Origin of the sequence: Bacillus sp. B-jedd, assembly GCF_000821085.1 — a bacterium.
Lineage (GTDB): Bacteria > Bacillota > Bacilli > Bacillales > Cytobacillaceae > Bacillus_D.
Genome location: NZ_CCXR01000001.1, coordinates 233,781 through 254,245 on the forward strand (window position 1 = coordinate 233,781; position 20,465 = coordinate 254,245).

A 20,465-nucleotide genomic window follows, 5' to 3' on the forward strand; every position below is an offset into this window, starting at 1 on the left:
AATAGTTCTATAATCCAGCAAGTATGGAGGAGGAGTTACGAATGAGATTCATGATGATTGTGAAAGCTACGAGCCATTCAGAAGCAGGGACGATGCCACAGGAACAGATGGAGCTGATGTTTGCCGCAATGAAGAAATACAATGAGGAACTGAAGGAAGCTGGCGTCCTGGTGGCGGTCGGTGGACTCCATCCAAGCTCGAACGGCATTCGTATTTCTTATCCTGTTCCAGGAGAACGGCCAATTATTACAGAAGGCCCTTTTAATGAGACAAATGAGTTGATTGCAGGATACTGGTTCATAGATGTGAAGTCTCGCGAAGAAGCCATCGAGTGGGCGATGCGCGCCCCGGATCCTCATGGCCTTGGAGAAGGACAGATTGAACTTCGCCAAGTATTCGAATAGCTATAACAGCTGAACTTTTCGCGATTAAGTCAAGTTACTCGTCTTAATAGTCTGCTGTCACTATCCAAGACAAGTTGAACCAACCGAGAACAAATCTTTTTAAGTAGGCAACTTACCACTATGGAAGTTGCCTTTTTATGTTTCTTAAAATAAATTAACATTACGAGCGGGTTAATATCGGGGAAATAGAAACGGTTCCCGAGGAATACTCTTTAAACTTTTAACTCTTTTATGGCAAGAATAGATGAAAAATGGGACGTGATTATATGGCGCATGTATTATTTATAAATGCTGGTTCAGAAGGACATATCAATCCAACTATTGGCGTTGTTCAAGAGCTTATTTCACGTGGAGAAGAGGTAGTGTACTTTGCGGTTGAAGATTTCCGCGAACGTTTAGAAAGGACGGGTGCCGAAGTAAGGACCATTGACGGTGAAAAATTTATAAAGGCCTTTATTTCCGGTGGCAGAGATTATTTACTAGAAAGAATTAACGGTCTTTTGCATACGGCAGATGTAGTCATACCGACCGTTCTTGAACAAATAAAAGGAAAGCGCTTTGATTATATCATCCACGATTCCATGTTTGGCTGTGGTCATTTACTGGCTCAAATCCTAAATCTTCCCGCAATCAATTCTTGTACATCTTTTGCACAGACAAAAGCTTCCTTTGATTTTTCTAATAAAATGCCTGCAGAGATTCTTAAACCAATATACGATGAATTTCACAGCCTCAAAGGCATGGTAATGGAAAAATACAATGTAAAGATCGATTCTCCGTATGAAGTTTTTTGCAATCCTGCCCAGCTAACAATAGTATATACAACAAGGGAGTTTCAACCTTTTGGTGAAACTTTTGATCATACCTATAAATTTGTCGGTCCATCTTTACCTTTACAAATAAAGCAAAATAATAACATTGAGACAGCCGCTTTAAAAGAAAATAGTCCGATTTACATTTCACTCGGTACCGTTTTTAATCGGAATATTGATTTCTATAAACTTTGCTTTGGTGCATTTGGAAATAGCGATCACACCGTGGTGATGTCGATTGGCAGCCAAATCCGGCTGGCTGATTTAGGAGAAATACCAGAAAACTTCATTGTAAAAAGGTATGTTTCACAACTTGAAGTGCTAAAGTACGCTAAACTATTTATTTCTCATGGAGGAATGAACAGTACCCATGAAGCGCTCTATAGCGGGGTACCGCTCATAATCATACCGCAAAGTGCGGATCAGCCGCTTATTGCCAGTCAAGTTGTTAACATTGGAGCAGGTATAAAGTTACAGAAGGAAAACTTGACCGCAATGCAGTTGTATGAAGCCGTGGAGCATGTGCTAAACACCCCATCTTTCCGAGAAGCTGCTGAAAATAGTAGGGCATCACTTCAAAAATCCGGTGGATACCACCAAGCCGTTGACGAGATTTTTAAATTTAAAAATCAATATTCTATATAAAAGAGTTTCTTTTAGGTCGTGCGTTGTTAGAGATTTTTCGTAGAGTAAAACATCTTTATTTTTTATATTATCCCAACTCCCTGTCTATTGGGAAACGGAGTCCATCCCGGTTTGTCTTCAAAAAATAAGGGGTATTATCCTTCCACAGCTAGAAACCTAGTTAAGGGAGGATACCCACTTGAAGGAAGCTCATCTTTCAGATGCTAGAACCTATGGCCGGGTTAACCGGATGGGGGGAGTCAAAACAGGGCTAAAGCGCAAGCTGACGGCCAGGCACATAAGCATGATTGCGATTGGCGGAAGCATTGGAACGGGGCTTTTCCTCGGCAGCGGTGCTACTATCCACCAGGCGGGACCAGGGGGAGCGCTCGTTGCTTATGGCCTTATCGGCTTTATGGTTTATCTTTTAATGACCAGCCTTGGAGAGATGGGCACGTATATGCCGGTTACCGGCTCGTTCAACACCTATGCGACCAAATTCGTCGATCCCGCTTTCGGTTTTGCGATTGGCTGGATTTATTGGATGAGTTGGGCGACAACGATTGCGGTCGAAGCCTCCGCTGCGGCGATCCTGATGAAATTCTGGCTGCCGGAAGTACCATCGTTTGTATGGAGCGGACTTTTTTTATTACTCATTTTTACAATCAACTTTCTGTCCGTAAAAAATTATGGGGAAGCGGAATATTGGCTGTCGATGATTAAGGTCGTGGCGATTATCGTCTTTTTGATCGCAGGGTTCATGATGGTTTTCGGAATCATGTCCGGTGAGGCAATCGGCACAAGAGTGTTTCTGTCTAATGGAGGACCGATGCACGGGGGGATTTTAACAGTGATCGGCATCTTCATGATTGCCGGCTTCTCCTTTCAGGGGACGGAAATCGTCGGGATTGTGGCGGGAGAAAGCAAAAATCCTGAAAAGAACATTCCGAAAGCGATTAAGCAGGTTTTCTGGCGGATCCTTCTATTTTATATGCTGTCCATTCTTGTAATCGGCTTGATTGTTCCTTTTACGGATAAATCGCTATTGAACGAGGATGTGGGAAATATTGCGCTAAGCCCGTTTACACTTGTATTCGAGCGGGCAGGAATTGCATTTGCCGCTTCCATCATGAATGCAGTTATCCTAAGCTCTGTGTTTTCCGCAGGCAACTCGGGTCTTTACGCGTCTGCAAGGATGCTTTATACAATGGCAAAAGAAAAACAGGCGCCGGCCTTTTTTGCCAAGCTTAACAAAAACAACGTGCCGATTGCGGCACTAATCTTCACCCTCATGTTCGGCCTTCTTACATTCCTCAGCTCTTTCTTCGGGGAAGGGAAAGTCTTCATGTGGCTCCTTAACATTTCGGGGCTTGCCGGATTCATCGCCTGGGCTGGAATTGCTGTCAGCCACTATCGCTTCCGGCGCGGGTACATTGCGCAGGGGTATGACGTAGACAAGCTTGTTTATAAAGCGAAGTGGTTCCCGCTCGGCCCGATTCTGGCAGCCGGCCTTTGTATATTCATTATCATCGGGCAAAATTACCAGGCGTTTATCGGCGGCCACATTGATTGGCAGGGAATCGTCGTCACTTATATTGGCATCCCGATTTTCTTCGGCCTGTGGTTTGGATATAAATTTATCAAGAAAACAAAATGGATTAAACTTAAGGATATTAAATTTTAGGAACATGAATGGCCCCGGGATGAACCGGGGCCATTTTTATCTAAGAAAACGAAAATCACCAGATTTATAGCCTTGGATTTTTAAGCGTTATCAAAGTGTGGTTTCTAGTTTGAATGGGAATTTAACGTTAAAAAAGTAGAAAAAGTTCAAATAAGAGTGAGGATTCTGAAAATGGAGCGGGCTGTATTTTTTTATAATTTGATAAAAGGGATATAAAGGGAGGAGAAAAAATGAAAACGAAACTAAAAGGCAGATATGTCATCGGGTTTGATGGCAACGATCATGTGATTATCGAAAACGCTGAGGTGGTTTACGAACAAGACACCATTATTTATGTCGGAAAAGAATATTCCGGTGAAGTAAACGAAGAGATAGATGCCGGTTATGCTGTCATTAGTCCGGGCTTTATTGATTTAAATGCGCTCGGTGATATTGACCATGATATTTTACATATGGAAGCCAATTCAAGAAGACAGAAGAACCTGCTTTGGTCAGAGCGTTATGTCCAAAATGGCCATCATGAGGTCATGACGGCTGAAGAAGAGGCCTTCAAATCCCTTTTTGCCTACTCGCAATTAATTCTTCATGGAATCACCACAGCCATGCCCATCACATCTGTTTTTTATAAAAAATGGGCAGAAACATATGAAGAACTTGCATCGGCAGCGAATCACGCCGCTAGTCTGGGATTAAGAATCTATCTTGGCCCAAGCTATCAATCTGGGATGAGGGTGGTTCAGAAGAATGGCGACATTAAACTGTACTGGGATGAAGCGGCAGGAAGAGAAGGTTTACAGAGGGCAGTAAGGTTTGTGGAGGAATTTGATGGAGCGAACGATGGATTGGTCAGAGGAATGCTTGCACCGGAACGGATTGAATGCCAGACGGCAGAAAGCCTATCGCAGACAAAATATTATAGCGATAAGTTAGGCGTGCCCATTAAACTGCATGCTGCTCAAGGAAGCTTTGAATACCACTCGATACTAGAAAAACATGGAGTTACACCAATTAAGTATTTATATGACCTTGGCTTCTTGGGCCCAAGAACAGGAATTCCCCACGCGCATTTTATTGCAGGATATAGCGGAGCGCAAACAGGCGCCGGGGATGATATGGCTATTTTAAAAGAAACAAAGACAACCGCCATTCATTGTCCATTAATCATTGGAAGGCATATGGAGGCTTTGGAATCCTTTGCAAAATATAAAAGGGCAGGAATCAATTTAGCGCTAGGGACAGATACCTTTCCACCGGATATGTTCCAAAATATCCGCACTGGCAGCATGTTCTCACGATATATCGAAAAGGAAGTGGAGGATTCGACCTTTGCAGATCTTTTCCGGGCGGCCACACTGGGAGGAGCAAATTACTTAGGCAGGGAGGATCTAGGCCGCATTTCGGTTGGAGCGAAAGCAGATATTATTGCAATTGGCTTAGATGGCTTTCATATGGGCGTTATTGACGATCCAATCCGCACCATAATGGCAAGCGGAACAGGAAGGGATGTAAAGCTTTCCGTTATTAACGGAAAAGTGGTCATGAAGGACCAAAAAATCCCTCATTTGGACTTAGATGAAATTAAAAGGAGAGGGCAGCAGTATTTTAACAAAATGAAAAAGGGATATTTAGAAAGGGATTATCAGCAGCTGCCCGAAAGTGAATTATTTCCACCTTCTTTTAAAATAGTCGATTTTATCTAAAAGAAGTAAAAATAGTTAAAAGTAAGGTAAAAATACTTCAACTATAATTGTCTGAATTTTTTTATAATCAGAAAATAGATAAAACATGGGACATAAACAGGAGGTAGATTCAATGAAAGCATTTTGGGGAGGAAGAAATTTATTACTGCTAATGGCGATAGTATTTCTTATTACTGGTTGTTCAACTAATAAGGGGGCAGACACACAAGGGGCAGGGAAGAAATCGGCAAAAGAAGATGGTGGGACACTCGTGATCGCCCGTTTATCCGATGTGGAAAATTTGGATCAGCAGTTTATGTCCACGATTAACGCAGCAAGTGTCACGCACCGCAAGATGTATGAAGGTTTAGTCGGCCGCGATAAGAACGCTGAAATTCAACCGTTGCTTGCAGAAGAATGGGAACAGTTGAATGATACTACCTGGGAGTTCAAATTAAAAAAGGGCGTAAAATTCCATGATGGCACGGATTTTAAGGCTGATGCAGTGAAGGCAACGTTTGATCGGCTACTAGATCCCAAGGTAGCTTCTCCAAGAGCGGGTGTTTTAAAAATGGTAAAAGAAGTGAAGATAGTTGATGATTATACCGTTCAATTTCTTTTATCAGAGCCATTTTCTCCGTTGCTTTCCATTTTGGCAAGCCATGAAGGCGGCATTATTAGCCCCAAGACTATTGAAAAGTTCGGAAAGAATATTATTAAAGAACCGAATGGTACCGGACCATTTGTTTTTGAATCGTGGACGCCAGGACAGGAGATTATCCTGACTAAAAACGAAGATTATTGGGGAGAAAAGGCGAAAGTAGATAAAGTAGCTTTTAAGGTCATCCCGGAAGAAACAACCAGAATATCCATGCTGGAGACAGGGGAAGCCCAAATTGCTGAACCGCTTTCGGTTCCGATGATTGAAACGGTTGAAGCTTCGAAGGCAATGGAAGTTTACCGAAGTGAGGGCTATGGAACAGAATATATTGGTTTTAACGTCAAAAAGAAACCATTCAATGATGAAAGAGTCCGGAAAGCAATTGCCCATGCTGTTGAAATGGATTCTATTCTGAAAGGAGTCTACAATAATGTTGGGAAAGAGGCTAATTCGTTATTAGGTTCTAAGGTTTTCGGTTACGACCCCGACATTAAAGCATACGAATATAACTTGACTGAAGCGAAGAAATTACTCGCTGAGGCAGGTTATCCGAATGGCTTTGAAGTGACTCTTAAAACAATGGATAGCAAAGAACGGATAAATATGGCTGAAGTGCTTCAATCCCAATTAAAGGGGGTTGGCATTAAATTGAAAATCCAGGTAATAGAGTACGGAACCTTTGCTGATCAAGTAAACAAGGGAGATTCCGATATGTTTATCCTGAGCTGGAGAAATGCGACTGGAGATGCTGATTACAATCAGTATAACCTTTTCCATAGCAGTTCAATGGATGGTGGGGGGAACACATTCTACTATAGTAATAAAGAAGTGGACCGATTACTAGAAGAGGCGCGTATGGAAAAAGACCAAGAAAAGCGGAAAGAATTATATTCCCAGACACAGGAAATAGAAATGAAAGAAGCACTCTATGTTCCGGTTCGAGTCATTGAAAATCTAGCCGCTGTCTCGAAAGATGTCAAAGGCTTTTCGATAAGCCCATCGGGTTATCTCGAATTGAATGAAGTATCAGTAAAGTAAATCTTTCATCAGTCGGAAAGGGACTCTTCCCGGCTGATTGTTAGTTATATGATAAGGTAAACAGAAACCGCCAAGGTTTCTGTTTATTTTTTGGCCTAAGGTTTTAAAGTGAGCGGCCAGGTGAAATTCATAAGGGATAAGGGATTCAATTCCACTCTATTTGATAAAAGGCGAATAAACATGGTATAAGTGTACAAGGACATATTGCTTTAAATTAGGGATAATGGTTTTGTTTTATTAATCCCGTACTGAAAGGAAATGACTTTTAAAATGAAAGATAATTTTTGGCTTGATTTACCGCGGCCTTTTTTTATACTTGCACCAATGGAAGATGTGACCGATGTTGTTTTTCGCCATGTAGTGAGTGAAGCGGGCAGACCTGATGTGTTTTTTACTGAGTTTACAAACACGGAGAGTTATTGCCATCCGGAAGGAATCAAAAGTGTGCGTGGGCGTTTGACGTTTACGGAGGACGAACAGCCGATTGTCGCGCATATTTGGGGAGATAAACCAGAATTTTTTCGGCAAATGAGTATTGGTATGGCAGAACTAGGGTTTAAGGGCATTGATATCAATATGGGCTGCCCAGTGCCTAATGTAGCGCATCACGGAAAGGGAAGCGGTCTTATCCGCCGACCGGAAATTGCGGCAGAAATCATTCAAGCTGCAAAAGCAGGGGGCTTGCCCGTTAGTGTCAAGACTAGACTTGGTTACACGAAAGTAGACGAATGGCAAGACTGGCTGACACACATATTGAAACAAGACATTGCTAACCTTTCCATTCACTTGCGTACAAGAGATGAAATGAGCCAGGTGGATGCTCATTGGGAGTTGATTCCGGAGATTAAAAAACTTCGTGACCAAGTGGCGCCGAATACACTCCTGACAATCAATGGGGATATCCTTGACCGTCAAACCGGCTTAAAGCTCGCCGATCAATACGGTGTTGATGGAGTCATGATTGGGCGTGGAATTTTTAAAAATCCGTTTGCCTTTGAAAAAGAACCGAAAGAACATAGCAGTAAGGAATTGCTTGATCTTTTAAGGCTGCATCTGGATCTCCATGATCAATACGAGTTGCGTTCGTTCAAGGCCCTTCATCGCTTTTTCAAAATATATGTCAAGGGGTTTCGAGGAGCAAGTGAGTTGAGAAATCAACTAATGAGCACAGAATCAACCGATGAAGTGCGGGCGATGCTGGATGACTTTGAGGCAAAGAATCTAGACGGAATCGCGGAACAGTAGGAGTGTAGCGTTTCAAGGGAAGAGTGAAGAATTATATTAGAAATGAAGTGCCAACAGCACAATAAATAAAAGGGTATAAATAATCTTAAAAATCCGGGACGTTCGTCTCGGATTTTTCCTGTATATGGGTATTAGTGATTATTTTTTTTGTGCGAATATTCTTATATAATGAAAGGCAATATGGAAAGTTTTTCTACTAACCTGGAAAATTTTCAATCAAAATTTAAACAAACAAGTCGAAATTTAGTCGTAAACTAAAATCATTAAAAGGAAGTGAAATGCCCGTGTCACCAAGAATCGTGTTTGATGCAAAGACGGTTAATAGTTCAATAGCGAATCTTGATCACAGTCTGGCAAAATTGAGCAGTGTACAAACGAGTATTGCCACTCTACGGGGCAGCATTGATCCCAGAATTTTAAACAGAAATGGCATTGGCTCAATGCTTGCAGGGGTAAGCCGTGAATTGGATAGTGTAGAGAATCGGGTGAATCGAGTCAGGAGTTTTACTTCTACATCAGTGGATGTATACTCAAACACTGAAATTCGAGTCAAAAAACAAGCCCAGGAACTTAAAGCTGAAATCAATCATGCAAAACAGGAGTTTAATCCACGAGTGGCTAGTGACTTATATGAATTCTATAATAATACGATTGGCCGATTACAGGATATTCTGCATGGCCTTCAGTATTCTGCAGGTGCTGGAGTCATGCATCTCCTTGGGTTTAAATACAAAGAAATCGATGGAATACTGCGTCGGTTTGAACTCGCCGATGAGGTTTTAGTTGGGAAATATAAACTACCAGTTGGTAAAGCAATTAAAGGTATTGAAAGTTCTAAGTTTAACTTTTTAGCGAGATTGATGGTAAATCCATATGGAGCATTAAGGCATAAAAATAAATCTCTATCTGAGCTAATTTATAAGAGGTTCGCAAACTTTTTTCCAAGTGACATTGTTAACTTTGGAAATAATGTAATGTCATTAAAAGAGGCCATTAAAAAGGATGGTACGACACTTAAAACTGGGCTTTCAGTAATCAAAGACCATACCGGTGGAATTATAAAAACAGGACTGAAAGTGGTTAAATCAAATGCCATATTAGCAGGTGTGATTACTGCTGGGACTGAGGCGGTTGGTGCAAGCATAAAAATTACTGAAAACTATGCCCTTTATGGTGGAGATGTTGAAAAGTTGAAGACAGAAAACGCAAAGGTAGTCGGTGAAGCGGTATGGAATACAGGCGTTGTTACGGCTGCATCCGTAAGTGGAGCTGTAATTGTAGGGGCTGCCCTAACCCTTGTGGCTGGGCCAGTAGGAACTGTGATTGGTGCCAGTATCGGAGGCTTTGTGGGCAGTTGGGTCGGAGATATTATCGCAGGAAAAACATCGGCTTGGGCAAAGAATACGGCTGTTCATTTTAAAGATCAAATCCATACGGTTACTGAACATGTCCGCACAGAGATGGAAAAAGTGACAGTAGGGTTTAATAATGTAAAGAACTTTACGAAGAATCTATTAAGTGGAAGTAAGAAAGTTTTAGGTTCACTTTCCTTTGGAAATTAAGAAAGATTGAAGCTTATAGGGTATCTAAATTTTATTTCACAATTTAACTAAGTTAAGAAAAGGAGTATAAAATGGATAAGATTTTTCTTTCAATTGATGAATTAATTTATTGTTTTTATAGTGAGGGGCTTTTTGAGCAAGGGAGCGCACTGAAACAGGTGTATTTTGGGGATCTTGATGATGAAAAAATGGATTTGCTGCTGCAAATCACATGCCGATCCCTTTTGGCTAAAAAATTAGTCAATTATAAGAATCATAAGTTTACTTTATCAGATCATTTAGCAAGTGTTATAGCAACATTAAACTATTCGGAGCAAACTATTAAAGCTTCACGCCATGCTGATAATGGTAATGGGGAGGAACAAATATCCTTTCACTTTGGAGAAAAAGGTATTATCCAACACGTTCTGATGTTTGATGAAATGGTCCATGAATTTTCTTTTGTGACAATTCAGCAGGTTTATAAGAAGATCGGTGAGTATTATCGGGTTGGTAAAATTTCAAAAGAAAATGAAGATGCTTTTAAGCTGACACAGATGGAGTTTGAGCAATTACTTTTAGCGTTAACCGATAATAGGAGTAAATTTGAGCGTCCGCCTCTCGAAGGAGCGAAGAAACGGTTTAATGAAGTTTTGGAAGAAACAAATGGTTTATTAAACACATTATTGTTTCTGGAATTCAACGAAAATAAAGAGCCTTATGCCACAAATGTTATCATGTTTACAAACAGTAAGAGTAATAATTGGATGATTGAAAAAAGGGATGACAATTTTATCGTTCAACCGTGTAATGAAAATAGTATTCATCTCCTTTTAGAAAAAAACATAACTGCTTATAAGGAGAAAAAGGAAGGACTTGCGCATGGGAAATAATATTAGGATAACGAATGATAAAGTTGAAGTGGTTTATTTACCCTTTTGGGCAGGTTGTATGGTTTTTATAAGTGGACTAATAACCATTGTAGGGCTTTTCATTTTATTTTACATTGTACCTAATTCTGGCATTGTAAGAGCATTCTTTGGTGTAATAATTGGTACGATTGGCACAATTTTTTGCGCAAGTATTTTATTAAGAGTTGTATCTGTTTTACTTTCTGGAAGGGCTGTATATACGGTTGAAGGCGGGAAATTAAAGGGCCGGAAAAAAGTCATCCCAATCAGTGAGATTAAAGATATTTATTGGGGTGGAGCTGCTTCCATAAAATATATTAAGGTCCAAACTATGAGTAATAAGAGAATTAAACTTTCTACATACAATCTAGTATCAGAAGAGCCTGTTAATTATGTGATTGAGACGTATATAATTCCCCATGCAAATCCAGAGCTAAAGATCAATTGGGAGAAAAGAAAACAAAGGCAGGAGTTAAACAACATCACCATGACAAAATAACAAGTTGCGTACAGGTTGCTTATTTCAGACGGCTTAGCCCTATCCTATGTTTGATTCCCTTATTAAAAAAGAAAAATCCTTTAAGGAAAGAGTGAAAGGACTTACTCATGGAAAATAATATTAGGATAACGAATGATAAGGTGGAAGTAGTCTACCTGCCATTTTGGGCAGGTTGTATGGTGTTCGGAAGCGGACTAATGACTGTAGGGGGATTATTTATACTATTTTACGGCGTACCAACTTCAGGTATTCTGAGAGCGTTCTTTGGAATCATTATTGGCATTTTCGGTACGTTGTTTTTCGGCAGTATTTTATTAAAGGTCATTTCTGTTTTGCTTTCTGGAAGAGCGGTGTTTACTATTGAAGACGGAGAATTGAAGGGGCGGAAAAAAGCCATCCCAATCAGGGAAATTGAAGATATTTATTGGGGTGGGGCGTCTTCTATAAAATATATTAAGGTCAAAACTTTAAATAATAAAAAAATAAAACTTTCTACATACAACCTAGTATCGGAAGTCCCAGTTAATCATGTAATAGAAACGTATATTATTCCCCACGCATCGCCGGATTTAAAGAGCAATTGGGAAAAAAGAAAACAAAGCCAGGAGTTAAACAAAATCAGCATAACAAAATAGCATGTTGTAGTTAAAATGAAGATAGAGTAGACATAGCTTGCTTTTAGTAAGACTCGGTTTAAGCAAAGATTACACTGCATAAACTGCTTGATCTCCTTGAGTAGCATAGCTGGTTTTTAGGCGAAAAGGAAGGGCTCGCACATGGAAAATAATATTAAGATAGCGGATGATAAGGTTGAAGTGGTCTATCTGCCATCTTGGGCAGGTTGTATGGTGTTTGGAAGTGGATTAATGACCGCTGGGGCACTTTTTATCCTTTTTTACGGCGTACCCAATTCAGGCATTGTAAAAGCATTCTTTGGAATAATCATTGGTATGATTGGCACAATTTTTTGCGCAAGTATTTTATTAAGGATAATTTCTGTTTTACTTACAGGAAGGGCTTTATATACGATTGAAAAGGGGATGCTGAAAGGTCGGAAAAAAGCCATCCCAATCAGGGAAATTAAAGATATTTATTGGGGCGGAGCGGCCTCTATAAAATATATAATTGTCCAAACCCTTAATAATAAAAAAATTAAGCTGTCCACATATAATTTGGTGTCAGAACATCCTGTAAATCATGTAATAGAAACGTATGTCCTTCCCCACGCTAACCAGGAGCTAAAGAGCAACTGGGATAAAAGGAAACAAAGCAGGGAGTTAAACAATATCAGCGTAACAAAATAGCACGTGGTAGTTAAAATGACAAAAAGAGTGGGCCCGGGTTGCGTTTGGCAATACTCAGTTTAAGTCAAGCTCATATTACATAAACTGTTTGTTTTCTATAAGTAACATAGCTGGTTTTCAGTTGAAAAGGAAGGACTTATGCATGAAAAATAATATTAGAATAACGAATGATAAGGTGGAAGTGGTCTATTTGCCATCTTGGGCGGGTTGTATGGTGTTGGGTAGTGGCATAATGACCGCTGGGGGGCTTTTTACCCTTTTTTACATCGTACCGAATACAGGTATTGTACGAGCTTTTTTTGGAGTCATTATTGGCTTTATTGGTACCATTTTTTTTGGGAGCATTTTGTTGAGGATCATATCTGTTTTACTTTCTGGAAGGGCCGTATATACGGTTGAAAGCGGGAAACTGAAAGGCCGAAAAAAAGCCATCCCTATCAGCGAGATTAAAGATATTTATTGGGGTGGGGCGGAATCTATAAAATATATAATGGTCAAGACTATAAATAATAAAAAAGTAAAACTTTCTACATATAACTTAGTTTTAGAAGAACATGTCGAACATGTATTGGAAAAGTATGTAATTCCCCACGCAAATCCCGAGCTAAAGACCAATTGGGAAAAAAGGAAACAAAGGCAGGAGTCAAACGACATTAGCGCAACAAAATGAAGAGGGCCAGTTTATAAAACGAGGGAGTGGCACCGCTTTTCGTAACCGCGTGTCCGATATGATACGATAGTAAAAAACAATAAACAGAAGTGAGGAACTATGCAGCAGCAAACAAAATGGAACGATGAACTGGAACAAAAAGGGTATGTCGATGACGAAGCGGAAATCCTTGCCTATATCTTGGAGCATGATCAAACACTTAGTGCAAAGGAAATTGCCGGACTGCTTGTGATGGCTGCGAAGTCCCGCTTCCAAAAAGACAAAAGGGACCGGCTTGGGATAGTCTGGATGAAGCGGGCTGCTGAGCTTGACCCAGTTAATCTTGATGCACAAGGATTCCTGAACAAATCTACCTTGCAGATGGCATTGCCATTTTTAGATTCATTGAATTTTCCGCCTATCAGAGAAACCGATAATCGGACGACAAAGCAGAAAATAGCTGAGGAATATATAATGATCTGCCGAGATTTCCTTGAACAGGCGGATGACCAGCTTGAGCAACTGGACCACTCGCTTCAAGGGGCAGTGGATCCAAAACAGGAACAGATCTATAACTTGATGCTGGATGCAATCAAATCCACGAGCGAACTTTTAAAAGCCGCCGAGGAATACGAACAATCGATTACAGGAGTTTTTCACACAGCGGCATATATGGAGGAACTGTCCGCAAGACTTGAACACGTAGAGGCAATAAAAAAAGATTGGGCCAGCCAATTCGCTGGAACTTCACTGCAAGAAAATGAAGCTAAAGGAAATGCAATCGATGAATTAAATCAGATGATTGGCCTTGAAACTGTCAAAGGCCGCGTCAAGGATTATTATCAATACCTTAAGTTTCAAAAAAAGCGTAAAGACATGGGCTTCCAGATGAAAGATGAGCTTAGCCTTAATTTTGTCCTTACTGGGAACCCTGGTACGGGAAAAACAACCCTATCCAGGCTTTTGGCAAGAATTTTTCATGAGCTTGGCTTTTTGCCGAGGGAAGAGGTTATAGAAACAAATAGATCTCAGCTGGTAGGCTCATATGTTGGCCAAACGGAGGAAAATGTTCGCGCGATTGTCAGTAAGGCCGTTGGCGGGGTTTTGTTTATTGATGAAGCCTATAGCCTTAAACGGGAAGGCCAATCTGGCAATGACTATGGACAAGCTGCGATTGATACACTCGTTTCGTTGATGACCGGAGAGGAATTTGGCGGAAAGTTCGCCGTTATCCTGGCCGGCTATCCGGAAGAAATGAGGAGCTTCCTTGATGCGAATCCGGGTCTTCGAAGCCGATTCCCTCAATCAAACCAAATTTTCCTTCGTGACTATACAAATGAGGAGCTGGTTACAATAGCGGAGAAAATATCCGCAGAAAATGACTACCTTTTAACAAGATCGGCAAAGAACGCATTAGAGGAACGTCTTGAACGTGAAAGGGTGGACGAAACTTTCGGGAACGCAAGAACGGTTCATACTCTTGTTCTTGAAGCCATTTTCAAAAAGGGAGCCGCAAAGGATGACAAAACGCTAGACATTCTTCGCTTCTCTATTCTTGACGGAAACGACTTCAAGCTGCCAGTGCAAGAAAATCGCAATCGGCCTCTTGAAAAGCTGGACCGCCTGATTGGATTACATTCCATAAAGGCTGAAATGAAAACCCAAGCTGCCTTCGTCAAACTCCAGCAAATGAGGAGGGACAGCGGCCTGCCGACGGTCCCTATACAGCTTCATTCGGTATTTACCGGAAACCCTGGTACAGGAAAGACAACGGTGGCAAAAATATATGCGGAAATATTGAAAGAAAACGGCTTCCTAAAACGCGGCCATTTAGTGATTGCCAGCAGAGCGGACCTTGTCGCCAGCTATGTCGGCCAAACAGCAGAGAAAACGAGAAGAAAAGTCCGTGATGCACTCGGGGGAGTCCTGTTCATTGATGAAGCATATTCGTTGCTTAGCTCATCTGGAGGGGATTTCGGCAAGGAAGCTATTGAAACACTAGTAGATGAAATGACGAGGCATAATGAAAATCTCGTCATAGTCCTTGCGGGATACCCGAAACAGATGGATGCACTACTGGAATTTAACCCTGGGTTAAGGTCCCGCTTTAAAAAGTTCTTCCATTTTCCTGATTACACTACAGAGGAACTCCTTGAAATAATGATTAACTATGCAGAAACTTATCACTACAAGCTTTCTGGGGAAGCTGAGGACTATATCCTTGAGTCGCTCAAGGGTTGGCAGGTTACGGGAAATGGCAGGTTTGCGGCGAATTTAATTGAAGATGCCATCCAGGCCCAGTCGTTGAGGCTCTCCTTGATGGAAGATATTGCTTCAGCCGATGCCGAAGCGCTATCAAAGCTTGAATTGGCAGACATAGAGGAAGCCTTAAAGAAAATACGAAATGGGCAAAAAGAATGAGTATCAATCAAGCCTGAGTATTATTGTACCCTGTGCAGTAACAGATTAAATGGGCGTTGTTTAACATGCTAACGATCTTATTCAGAAGAGTTTGCCAAGACGAATTTCATACTGATGGATTAGATTAAGCTTCAGGGCAAAGCAAATTAAACAAAATGAACATGATAAATTGGCGATGCTGTCGGCATAGTTTTGAAAGAAGGCAACTGACCTCAAAATTGAGGGAGTTGCCTTTATTATTTTTAACAAACAATCGCTGGCGTGAAGTCTGGCTTTTTTTATTGGCTCAAAGGCTTTTGTAACCTCACATATACAAAATTGAGCATACAATAACATAGTGTTTGTACATTGGTAATAACGGAAAGGAGATAAAAGTTTGAGTGAGAAGTCAATTAGTGGCCGCGAAGTGACTATTGGCGATTGGAAATTTAATAAATTGAAATTGGAAGATAAAGACCTATTCAACAAATTCCTTGAAGCGACTGAATATCCCACAAACCTTTGGTACTGCAATTTTGATTACTTATATGCCAGTTCACGTGCCAGGGGTAATATCATTTGGACAATTGTCGATGGTTTGTTTGTTGTTTTTAGATTAACAATTAAAAATTATCTTTGTCTCGAATTCCTTCCTCTTGGAAAGGGTAAACCTTGTGAAATATCGGATGCAACCTATAAATGCCTGAAGTTTTGTGAAAATTGGAATGCGAAATTGGATAAAAAAGGTATAGTGATGAATTTAAATAATCTCCAGCTAGACTTCCTAAGCGGTTGCCCTTCCTTCAAGGAAAGATTTACAGCCGAACGAAAAAAAGGAGTTGAAAGGCATATTAGTGTCCGGAAGCTTCTGGAGCTTAAAGGAAATCATTTTCAAAATATCCGGACTCAATTAAATAAATTTAAGAAAGTCTATTCTGATGTTATTGTCAGAAGAGCGGATAAGGAAGACCAATCTGCACTCGTTGAGCTGAAAGAGCTTTGGAATGAAAAATCAGGAAATAAGTATATTTCTATATGGGATAACTATTTTTATCATAACCTCATTAAAAATTTCGAAGAGCTTGGCCATATTGTCATTGTTGTTGAAATAAAGGGAAAAATTGCGGGAATGGCGACGGGAGGAATTCTGCCGGATGGCCAGGCGTGGGCATGTGAATTAAAATATGATGTTGGCTATAAAGGAATCTGTGAATTCCTCTATATAGAATTTGTAAAAGAAATAAACCAAATCAGTCCGGAGACTGAATTAATTAATTTAGGGTCTGATGGCAGTGGAAAAGGAGGGCTACGCCTATTTAAAGATAAATTCAGGCCAGTATTCGATACGAATTTATATAGGCTATATTTGACTTGAAAAACCAATCGCTTTCAAGGTAGCCGCTGTAAACTCAAATATATTGAATGCTGTTACTACAATTCCAGCCAGACCTGGTTTACGCGAATGGCCAGGTCTTTTTCGTGGATTAATACGTTCCCAAGAGGGAGTACAAAGAATGCAGAGAAGGTTAAAGGGCTGCTAACGGCTTCTGTAAAGGGATATTTAATGAATCTGGTTCGCCTTACTCCAGGATCTCCCGTATAATGCGCAACTATCATGAAAAACCCTATTGTTGCCCGAAATAAAAAGGAATATGATGGAGATAAAGGTTGGTTAAGAATATAAATTTTTTGAAATAATTCTTCGATAAAAACAAATAGATAAAATGGTTTGGGTTAAAATGTGAATTTAATCACAAGTATGCGCGGAGCACTAAAGGCATTAACTTAATAATTTCAATAGGGGGGAATGGACTAAATGAGAAAAATCAGCAGTGTATTATATACTGTTGGCTTGGTGATTAGTTCCTTAGTGGGCCTATTGCATTTTTTCGCTCCATATGTGACAGAATGGTATTCTTATATCCCGGATGCACCGTTAGAGATTTATGCATCTATTGATTATGTAAACTTCTTCTTTTCATTGCTGTTAACAGGCTTAAGTTTGATTCTTTTAGTTTTCAAAAAGAAGATCTATCAAGGTTCAAGAGAGGTTTTTGTGTTTTATGCCTTCTTAGTGTTTACATGGTTTTGCAGGGTCCTGATTACAATTGTTATACCGTGGCCAACCCCATTGCAAAAGTGGCTGATTGTAGGCTTTTTATCGGAATTTATGATTGTATTCATACCAGCGATCTATTTATTTAACTATAAAAAATCTGCTAGATAAACTCTTCTGACAACTAAAAGAAGGCAACCCACGCGGGTTGCCTTCTTACATTTTTGTCATAGAAAAATCGTCAACTGCTGATAACCCCTTCATGCAAAGCATCTCTTAAAAACGGACTTGGCTCACCTGCACTGTAAAGCTGCAAATAATGCATCGCTCTTGTGCAGGCGGTGTAGAAAATTCTGCGCAAGCTTTCATCACCGTATACCTTCTCTGATGCATCATAAATAATGACGGCATCGAATTCGATTCCCTTGGACAGGTAGGATGGCACAACTACGACCCCTTGCTCATATTCCATGGAACTGGCCTTCAAGAGTTTAAGATCTTCGATGCCCGAAAGAGCTTCGAAGGCGCTTCTACTTTCTTCTGCTGATTTGCATATGATTGCGATACTATTGAGCCCCATTTCCCGGAATTCTTCGATTTTGGCTGCGATCGAGCGGTCAAGTTCAGCTCGGTCCGGCAAAACTGTCAGCACTGGTTTCTCGCCATCACGGTCGAAAGGAATAATCGCTTCACCATTAGGCACGAGCCTGCGTGTGAATTCAATAATTGGTTTGGTGGACCGGTAGCTCCGCGCCATGTTAATCACTTCCGTTTCGTCCGGACCATAAAGGTTTGTCAGTGTACGGAAATCAACCATTTCACTGGCATGGGTAAATATCGCCTGATTGAAGTCGCCAAGTACTGTCATCCGGGCTGAAGGAAACAATCGCTTCATAAACTCGAATTGGAAAGGTGAATAGTCCTGTGCCTCATCCACAACGATTTGTTTAATCGAACTGTTCGTCTGAAAGCCTTGTATGAGCTCTTTCAAAAGTAAATAGGGAGTGGCATCTTCATAGAATAATCTGCCTTCATCCATTGTTTGCAATGTCGATTGGCAAATTTCCGGCCACATCGAAGGTGTTTCCCCATCCAGCCATTGATTGATTTTCGAGGAATCGACGAAAAGCTGTTTGTACATTCCCTTGATGTCAATGAAACGAAACGCTTTGACCCGATTCCTTAAGGGCTTTAATTTCTGGCGAATAATCAAACGTGCCAGTGCTTCAGGCTCCATATCATAATCAGTAATTTCATCACCTTTAAATCCACGTTTTTTTGCCAAGTATGTGTAGGCTTTATGGTACTCCTCATTGCTCAGCAGCTCGATTTCGTCCTGTACCCACGGCTTAGACTGCTCAGCCTTTTCCACTTCCTTCAGTTGTTTCAAAAGCCAATCCTTCAGTTTCTCAAGCCGGTTATGGAAACGGAGAGAGGTGTCGCTGCTATAAAACCTCTCTGCAATCTGCTTTGCGGTAACAATAGGCTTTCCTCTGAAGGTAAAGCCTTTAAAAAGCATCCCGGAACTTTCGAGGGATTGCCTGTATGAATTGATTGCTTGAAAAAAGCGGATTGATGCTTTGAATTCAATGCCGGCAATCCTTGAACGGTATGAGGGAATATTTACGGCGGTTAAAACAAATTCCAATTGGTCATAAGGATTTTCAACTAAAAACTCTGTGCCAAGCCGGTGGACCAGATATTCCTGGAAGGTGACCTGCTGCATATTCTCCTCACCAAGTTCAGGTAGGACATTGGATACATAACTGTTGAACATGGAATTTGGCGAGAATAGAATGATTTGATCAGCATTCAGCCGTCCGCGATATTTGTAGAGCAAATAGGCAATCCGCTGGAGGGCGGCCGATGTCTTGCCGCTACCGGCTGCACCGTGAACAATGAGCAGCCGTCCACGATCGTGGCGGATAATTCTGTTTTGCTCCTGCTGGATGGTCGCGACGATACTGTGCATCTTTTTGTCGGTACCTTTGCCCAATACTTGCTGCAAAATTTCGTCCCCAATCGTGAGACTCGTATCAAACATCGATTGGAGAACACCTCCGCGGATAAGGTATTGCCACTTTTTCTCCAGTATACCTTTAATTAATCCGCCAGGCGTTACATACTGGGCAGGGCCGGGCTGATAATCATAGTAGACACTTGAAATAGGGGCACGCCAGTCGTAGACGAGGAATTCATCGCCACTTGTATCCGTTAGCGTGGATATTCCAATATAAATCTGTTCCTCAACCGCGGAGCCTTCTTCTAGAAAAGATATCCGCGCAAAATAGGGGCTATCCTTCATACGATGCAGCACCGATAATTTCTTGGCTGCATGTCTATGGGTGCTTTGGCTTACAGCGAGAGCCTGGGACTCCTGCCGCAGGCCGATAATGGTTTCCAGGTAATCATCAAAGGTATCCGTATTCACCTTGATCTCATCCCAAAAGTGCTTGCGGATGTGAATGACTTCACTTCGGCGCTGGGCAGTTTCTTCCTCCAATTTGCCGATCTGTTCCTTAATCGTCTTCAGTACTTCTTCCACCCGTTCTTGCTCCTGCTGAAATGCTGAATTCACAAGCAAACACTCCTTTAAAAAAATTTGAGTAAAGAGGGTTGACTTCCTAAAGAGTTATGTTGTATAATTAAAATAGGATAATTATATCTACATAACTAATAGTGATGTCTAACTATATAAATTTAACACATAAGTATATTTTTTTCAATGTGTCGGACATGGATTTTGCTTGTTTCTTTTAAAATTATTTGCCAAGTAAGAACCCTTCATGCTATTTGTTATGAAGGGTTCTTTTTTATGCTGCTGCCTAGGTCCCCGTTTGTTAAATTTAATTAGCGGTGAGTGTTGATTTATAATAAAGTTGATTGGCACAGAAGGGGCGTACTCCGGCGGTATTTAGTAACACGTGGCAATCCCTCAAAGGGAAGCAGTCTCTAAGC

16 protein-coding genes are annotated in these 20,465 nt (G+C 40.9%); 15 read left to right on the forward strand and 1 reads right to left on the reverse strand.

Translation table 11 applies throughout. The annotated features are described in order from the left end of the window. Window positions 1-41: 41 nt before the first annotated feature. From BN1002_RS01210 to BN1002_RS01280, 15 genes are all read left to right on the forward strand, one after another. Window positions 42-404 (forward strand): YciI family protein, encoded by a 363-nt coding sequence (locus BN1002_RS01210; protein ID WP_048823232.1) that lies wholly within the window; start codon window positions 42-44, stop codon window positions 402-404. Window positions 405-670: 266 nt separating this feature from the next. Further along, window positions 671-1,861 (forward strand): macrolide family glycosyltransferase, encoded by a 1,191-nt coding sequence (locus BN1002_RS01215; protein ID WP_048823234.1) that lies wholly within the window; start codon window positions 671-673, stop codon window positions 1,859-1,861. 229 nt (window positions 1,862-2,090) lie between these two features. Continuing rightward, window positions 2,091-3,524 (forward strand): amino acid permease, encoded by a 1,434-nt coding sequence (locus BN1002_RS01220; protein ID WP_048827655.1) that lies wholly within the window; start codon window positions 2,091-2,093, stop codon window positions 3,522-3,524. Between the two features lie 230 nt (window positions 3,525-3,754). Further along, complete coding sequence (locus BN1002_RS01225) at window positions 3,755-5,224, forward strand: amidohydrolase family protein (protein ID WP_048823235.1); 1,470 nt, start codon at window positions 3,755-3,757, stop codon at window positions 5,222-5,224. A gap of 112 nt (window positions 5,225-5,336) precedes the next feature. After that, the gene (locus BN1002_RS01230) at window positions 5,337-6,902 is read left to right on the forward strand and encodes a glutathione ABC transporter substrate-binding protein (RefSeq protein ID WP_048823237.1); all 1,566 of its coding nucleotides are present in this window, start codon (window positions 5,337-5,339) and stop codon (window positions 6,900-6,902) included. 270 nt (window positions 6,903-7,172) lie between these two features. Next, window positions 7,173-8,147 carry a tRNA dihydrouridine synthase gene (locus BN1002_RS01235; protein WP_048823239.1) on the forward strand — a complete coding sequence of 325 codons (975 nt, stop codon included), beginning with the start codon at window positions 7,173-7,175 and terminating at the stop codon, window positions 8,145-8,147. Between the two features lie 284 nt (window positions 8,148-8,431). Then, window positions 8,432-9,709: a hypothetical protein gene (locus BN1002_RS24180; RefSeq protein WP_231574955.1), complete on the forward strand. Its 1,278-nt coding sequence runs from the start codon at window positions 8,432-8,434 to the stop codon at window positions 9,707-9,709. A 71-nt stretch (window positions 9,710-9,780) separates the two neighbouring features. Further along, complete coding sequence (locus BN1002_RS01245; protein ID WP_048823241.1) at window positions 9,781-10,581, forward strand: hypothetical protein; 801 nt, start codon at window positions 9,781-9,783, stop codon at window positions 10,579-10,581. Beyond that, on the forward strand, window positions 10,571-11,098 hold the full coding sequence (locus tag BN1002_RS01250) for a YfjD family protein (protein ID WP_048823242.1): 528 nt from the start codon (window positions 10,571-10,573) through the stop codon (window positions 11,096-11,098). Before BN1002_RS01245 ends, BN1002_RS01250 begins: the two co-directional genes overlap by 11 nt. Window positions 11,099-11,205: 107 nt before the next feature. Next, complete coding sequence (locus BN1002_RS01255; RefSeq protein WP_148362711.1) at window positions 11,206-11,733, forward strand: DUF5381 family protein; 528 nt, start codon at window positions 11,206-11,208, stop codon at window positions 11,731-11,733. Window positions 11,734-11,874: 141 nt separating this feature from the next. After that, window positions 11,875-12,402: a DUF5381 family protein gene (locus BN1002_RS01260; protein ID WP_048823246.1), complete on the forward strand. Its 528-nt coding sequence runs from the start codon at window positions 11,875-11,877 to the stop codon at window positions 12,400-12,402. A gap of 142 nt (window positions 12,403-12,544) precedes the next feature. Beyond that, a complete protein-coding gene (locus BN1002_RS01265) occupies window positions 12,545-13,072 on the forward strand; it encodes a YfjD family protein (protein WP_048823248.1) in 528 nt (175 codons plus the stop codon). Window positions 13,073-13,171: 99 nt separating this feature from the next. Further along, entirely contained in the window at window positions 13,172-15,472 is a 2,301-nt protein-coding gene (locus BN1002_RS01270; RefSeq protein ID WP_048823249.1) for an AAA family ATPase, read from the forward strand. A gap of 376 nt (window positions 15,473-15,848) precedes the next feature. Next, entirely contained in the window at window positions 15,849-16,826 is a 978-nt protein-coding gene (locus BN1002_RS01275; protein ID WP_048823251.1) for a phosphatidylglycerol lysyltransferase domain-containing protein, read from the forward strand. A 441-nt stretch (window positions 16,827-17,267) separates the two neighbouring features. Further along, window positions 17,268-17,678, forward strand: a complete 411-nt coding sequence (locus tag BN1002_RS01280; RefSeq protein ID WP_048823253.1) for a hypothetical protein — start codon at window positions 17,268-17,270, stop codon at window positions 17,676-17,678. Window positions 17,679-17,748: 70 nt separating this feature from the next. Here BN1002_RS01280 and helD read toward each other — a convergent pair whose 3' ends face one another. Further along, window positions 17,749-20,085, reverse strand: a complete 2,337-nt coding sequence (helD, locus tag BN1002_RS01285; RefSeq protein WP_048823255.1) for an RNA polymerase recycling motor HelD — start codon at window positions 20,083-20,085, stop codon at window positions 17,749-17,751. Window positions 20,086-20,465 lie beyond the last annotated feature (380 nt).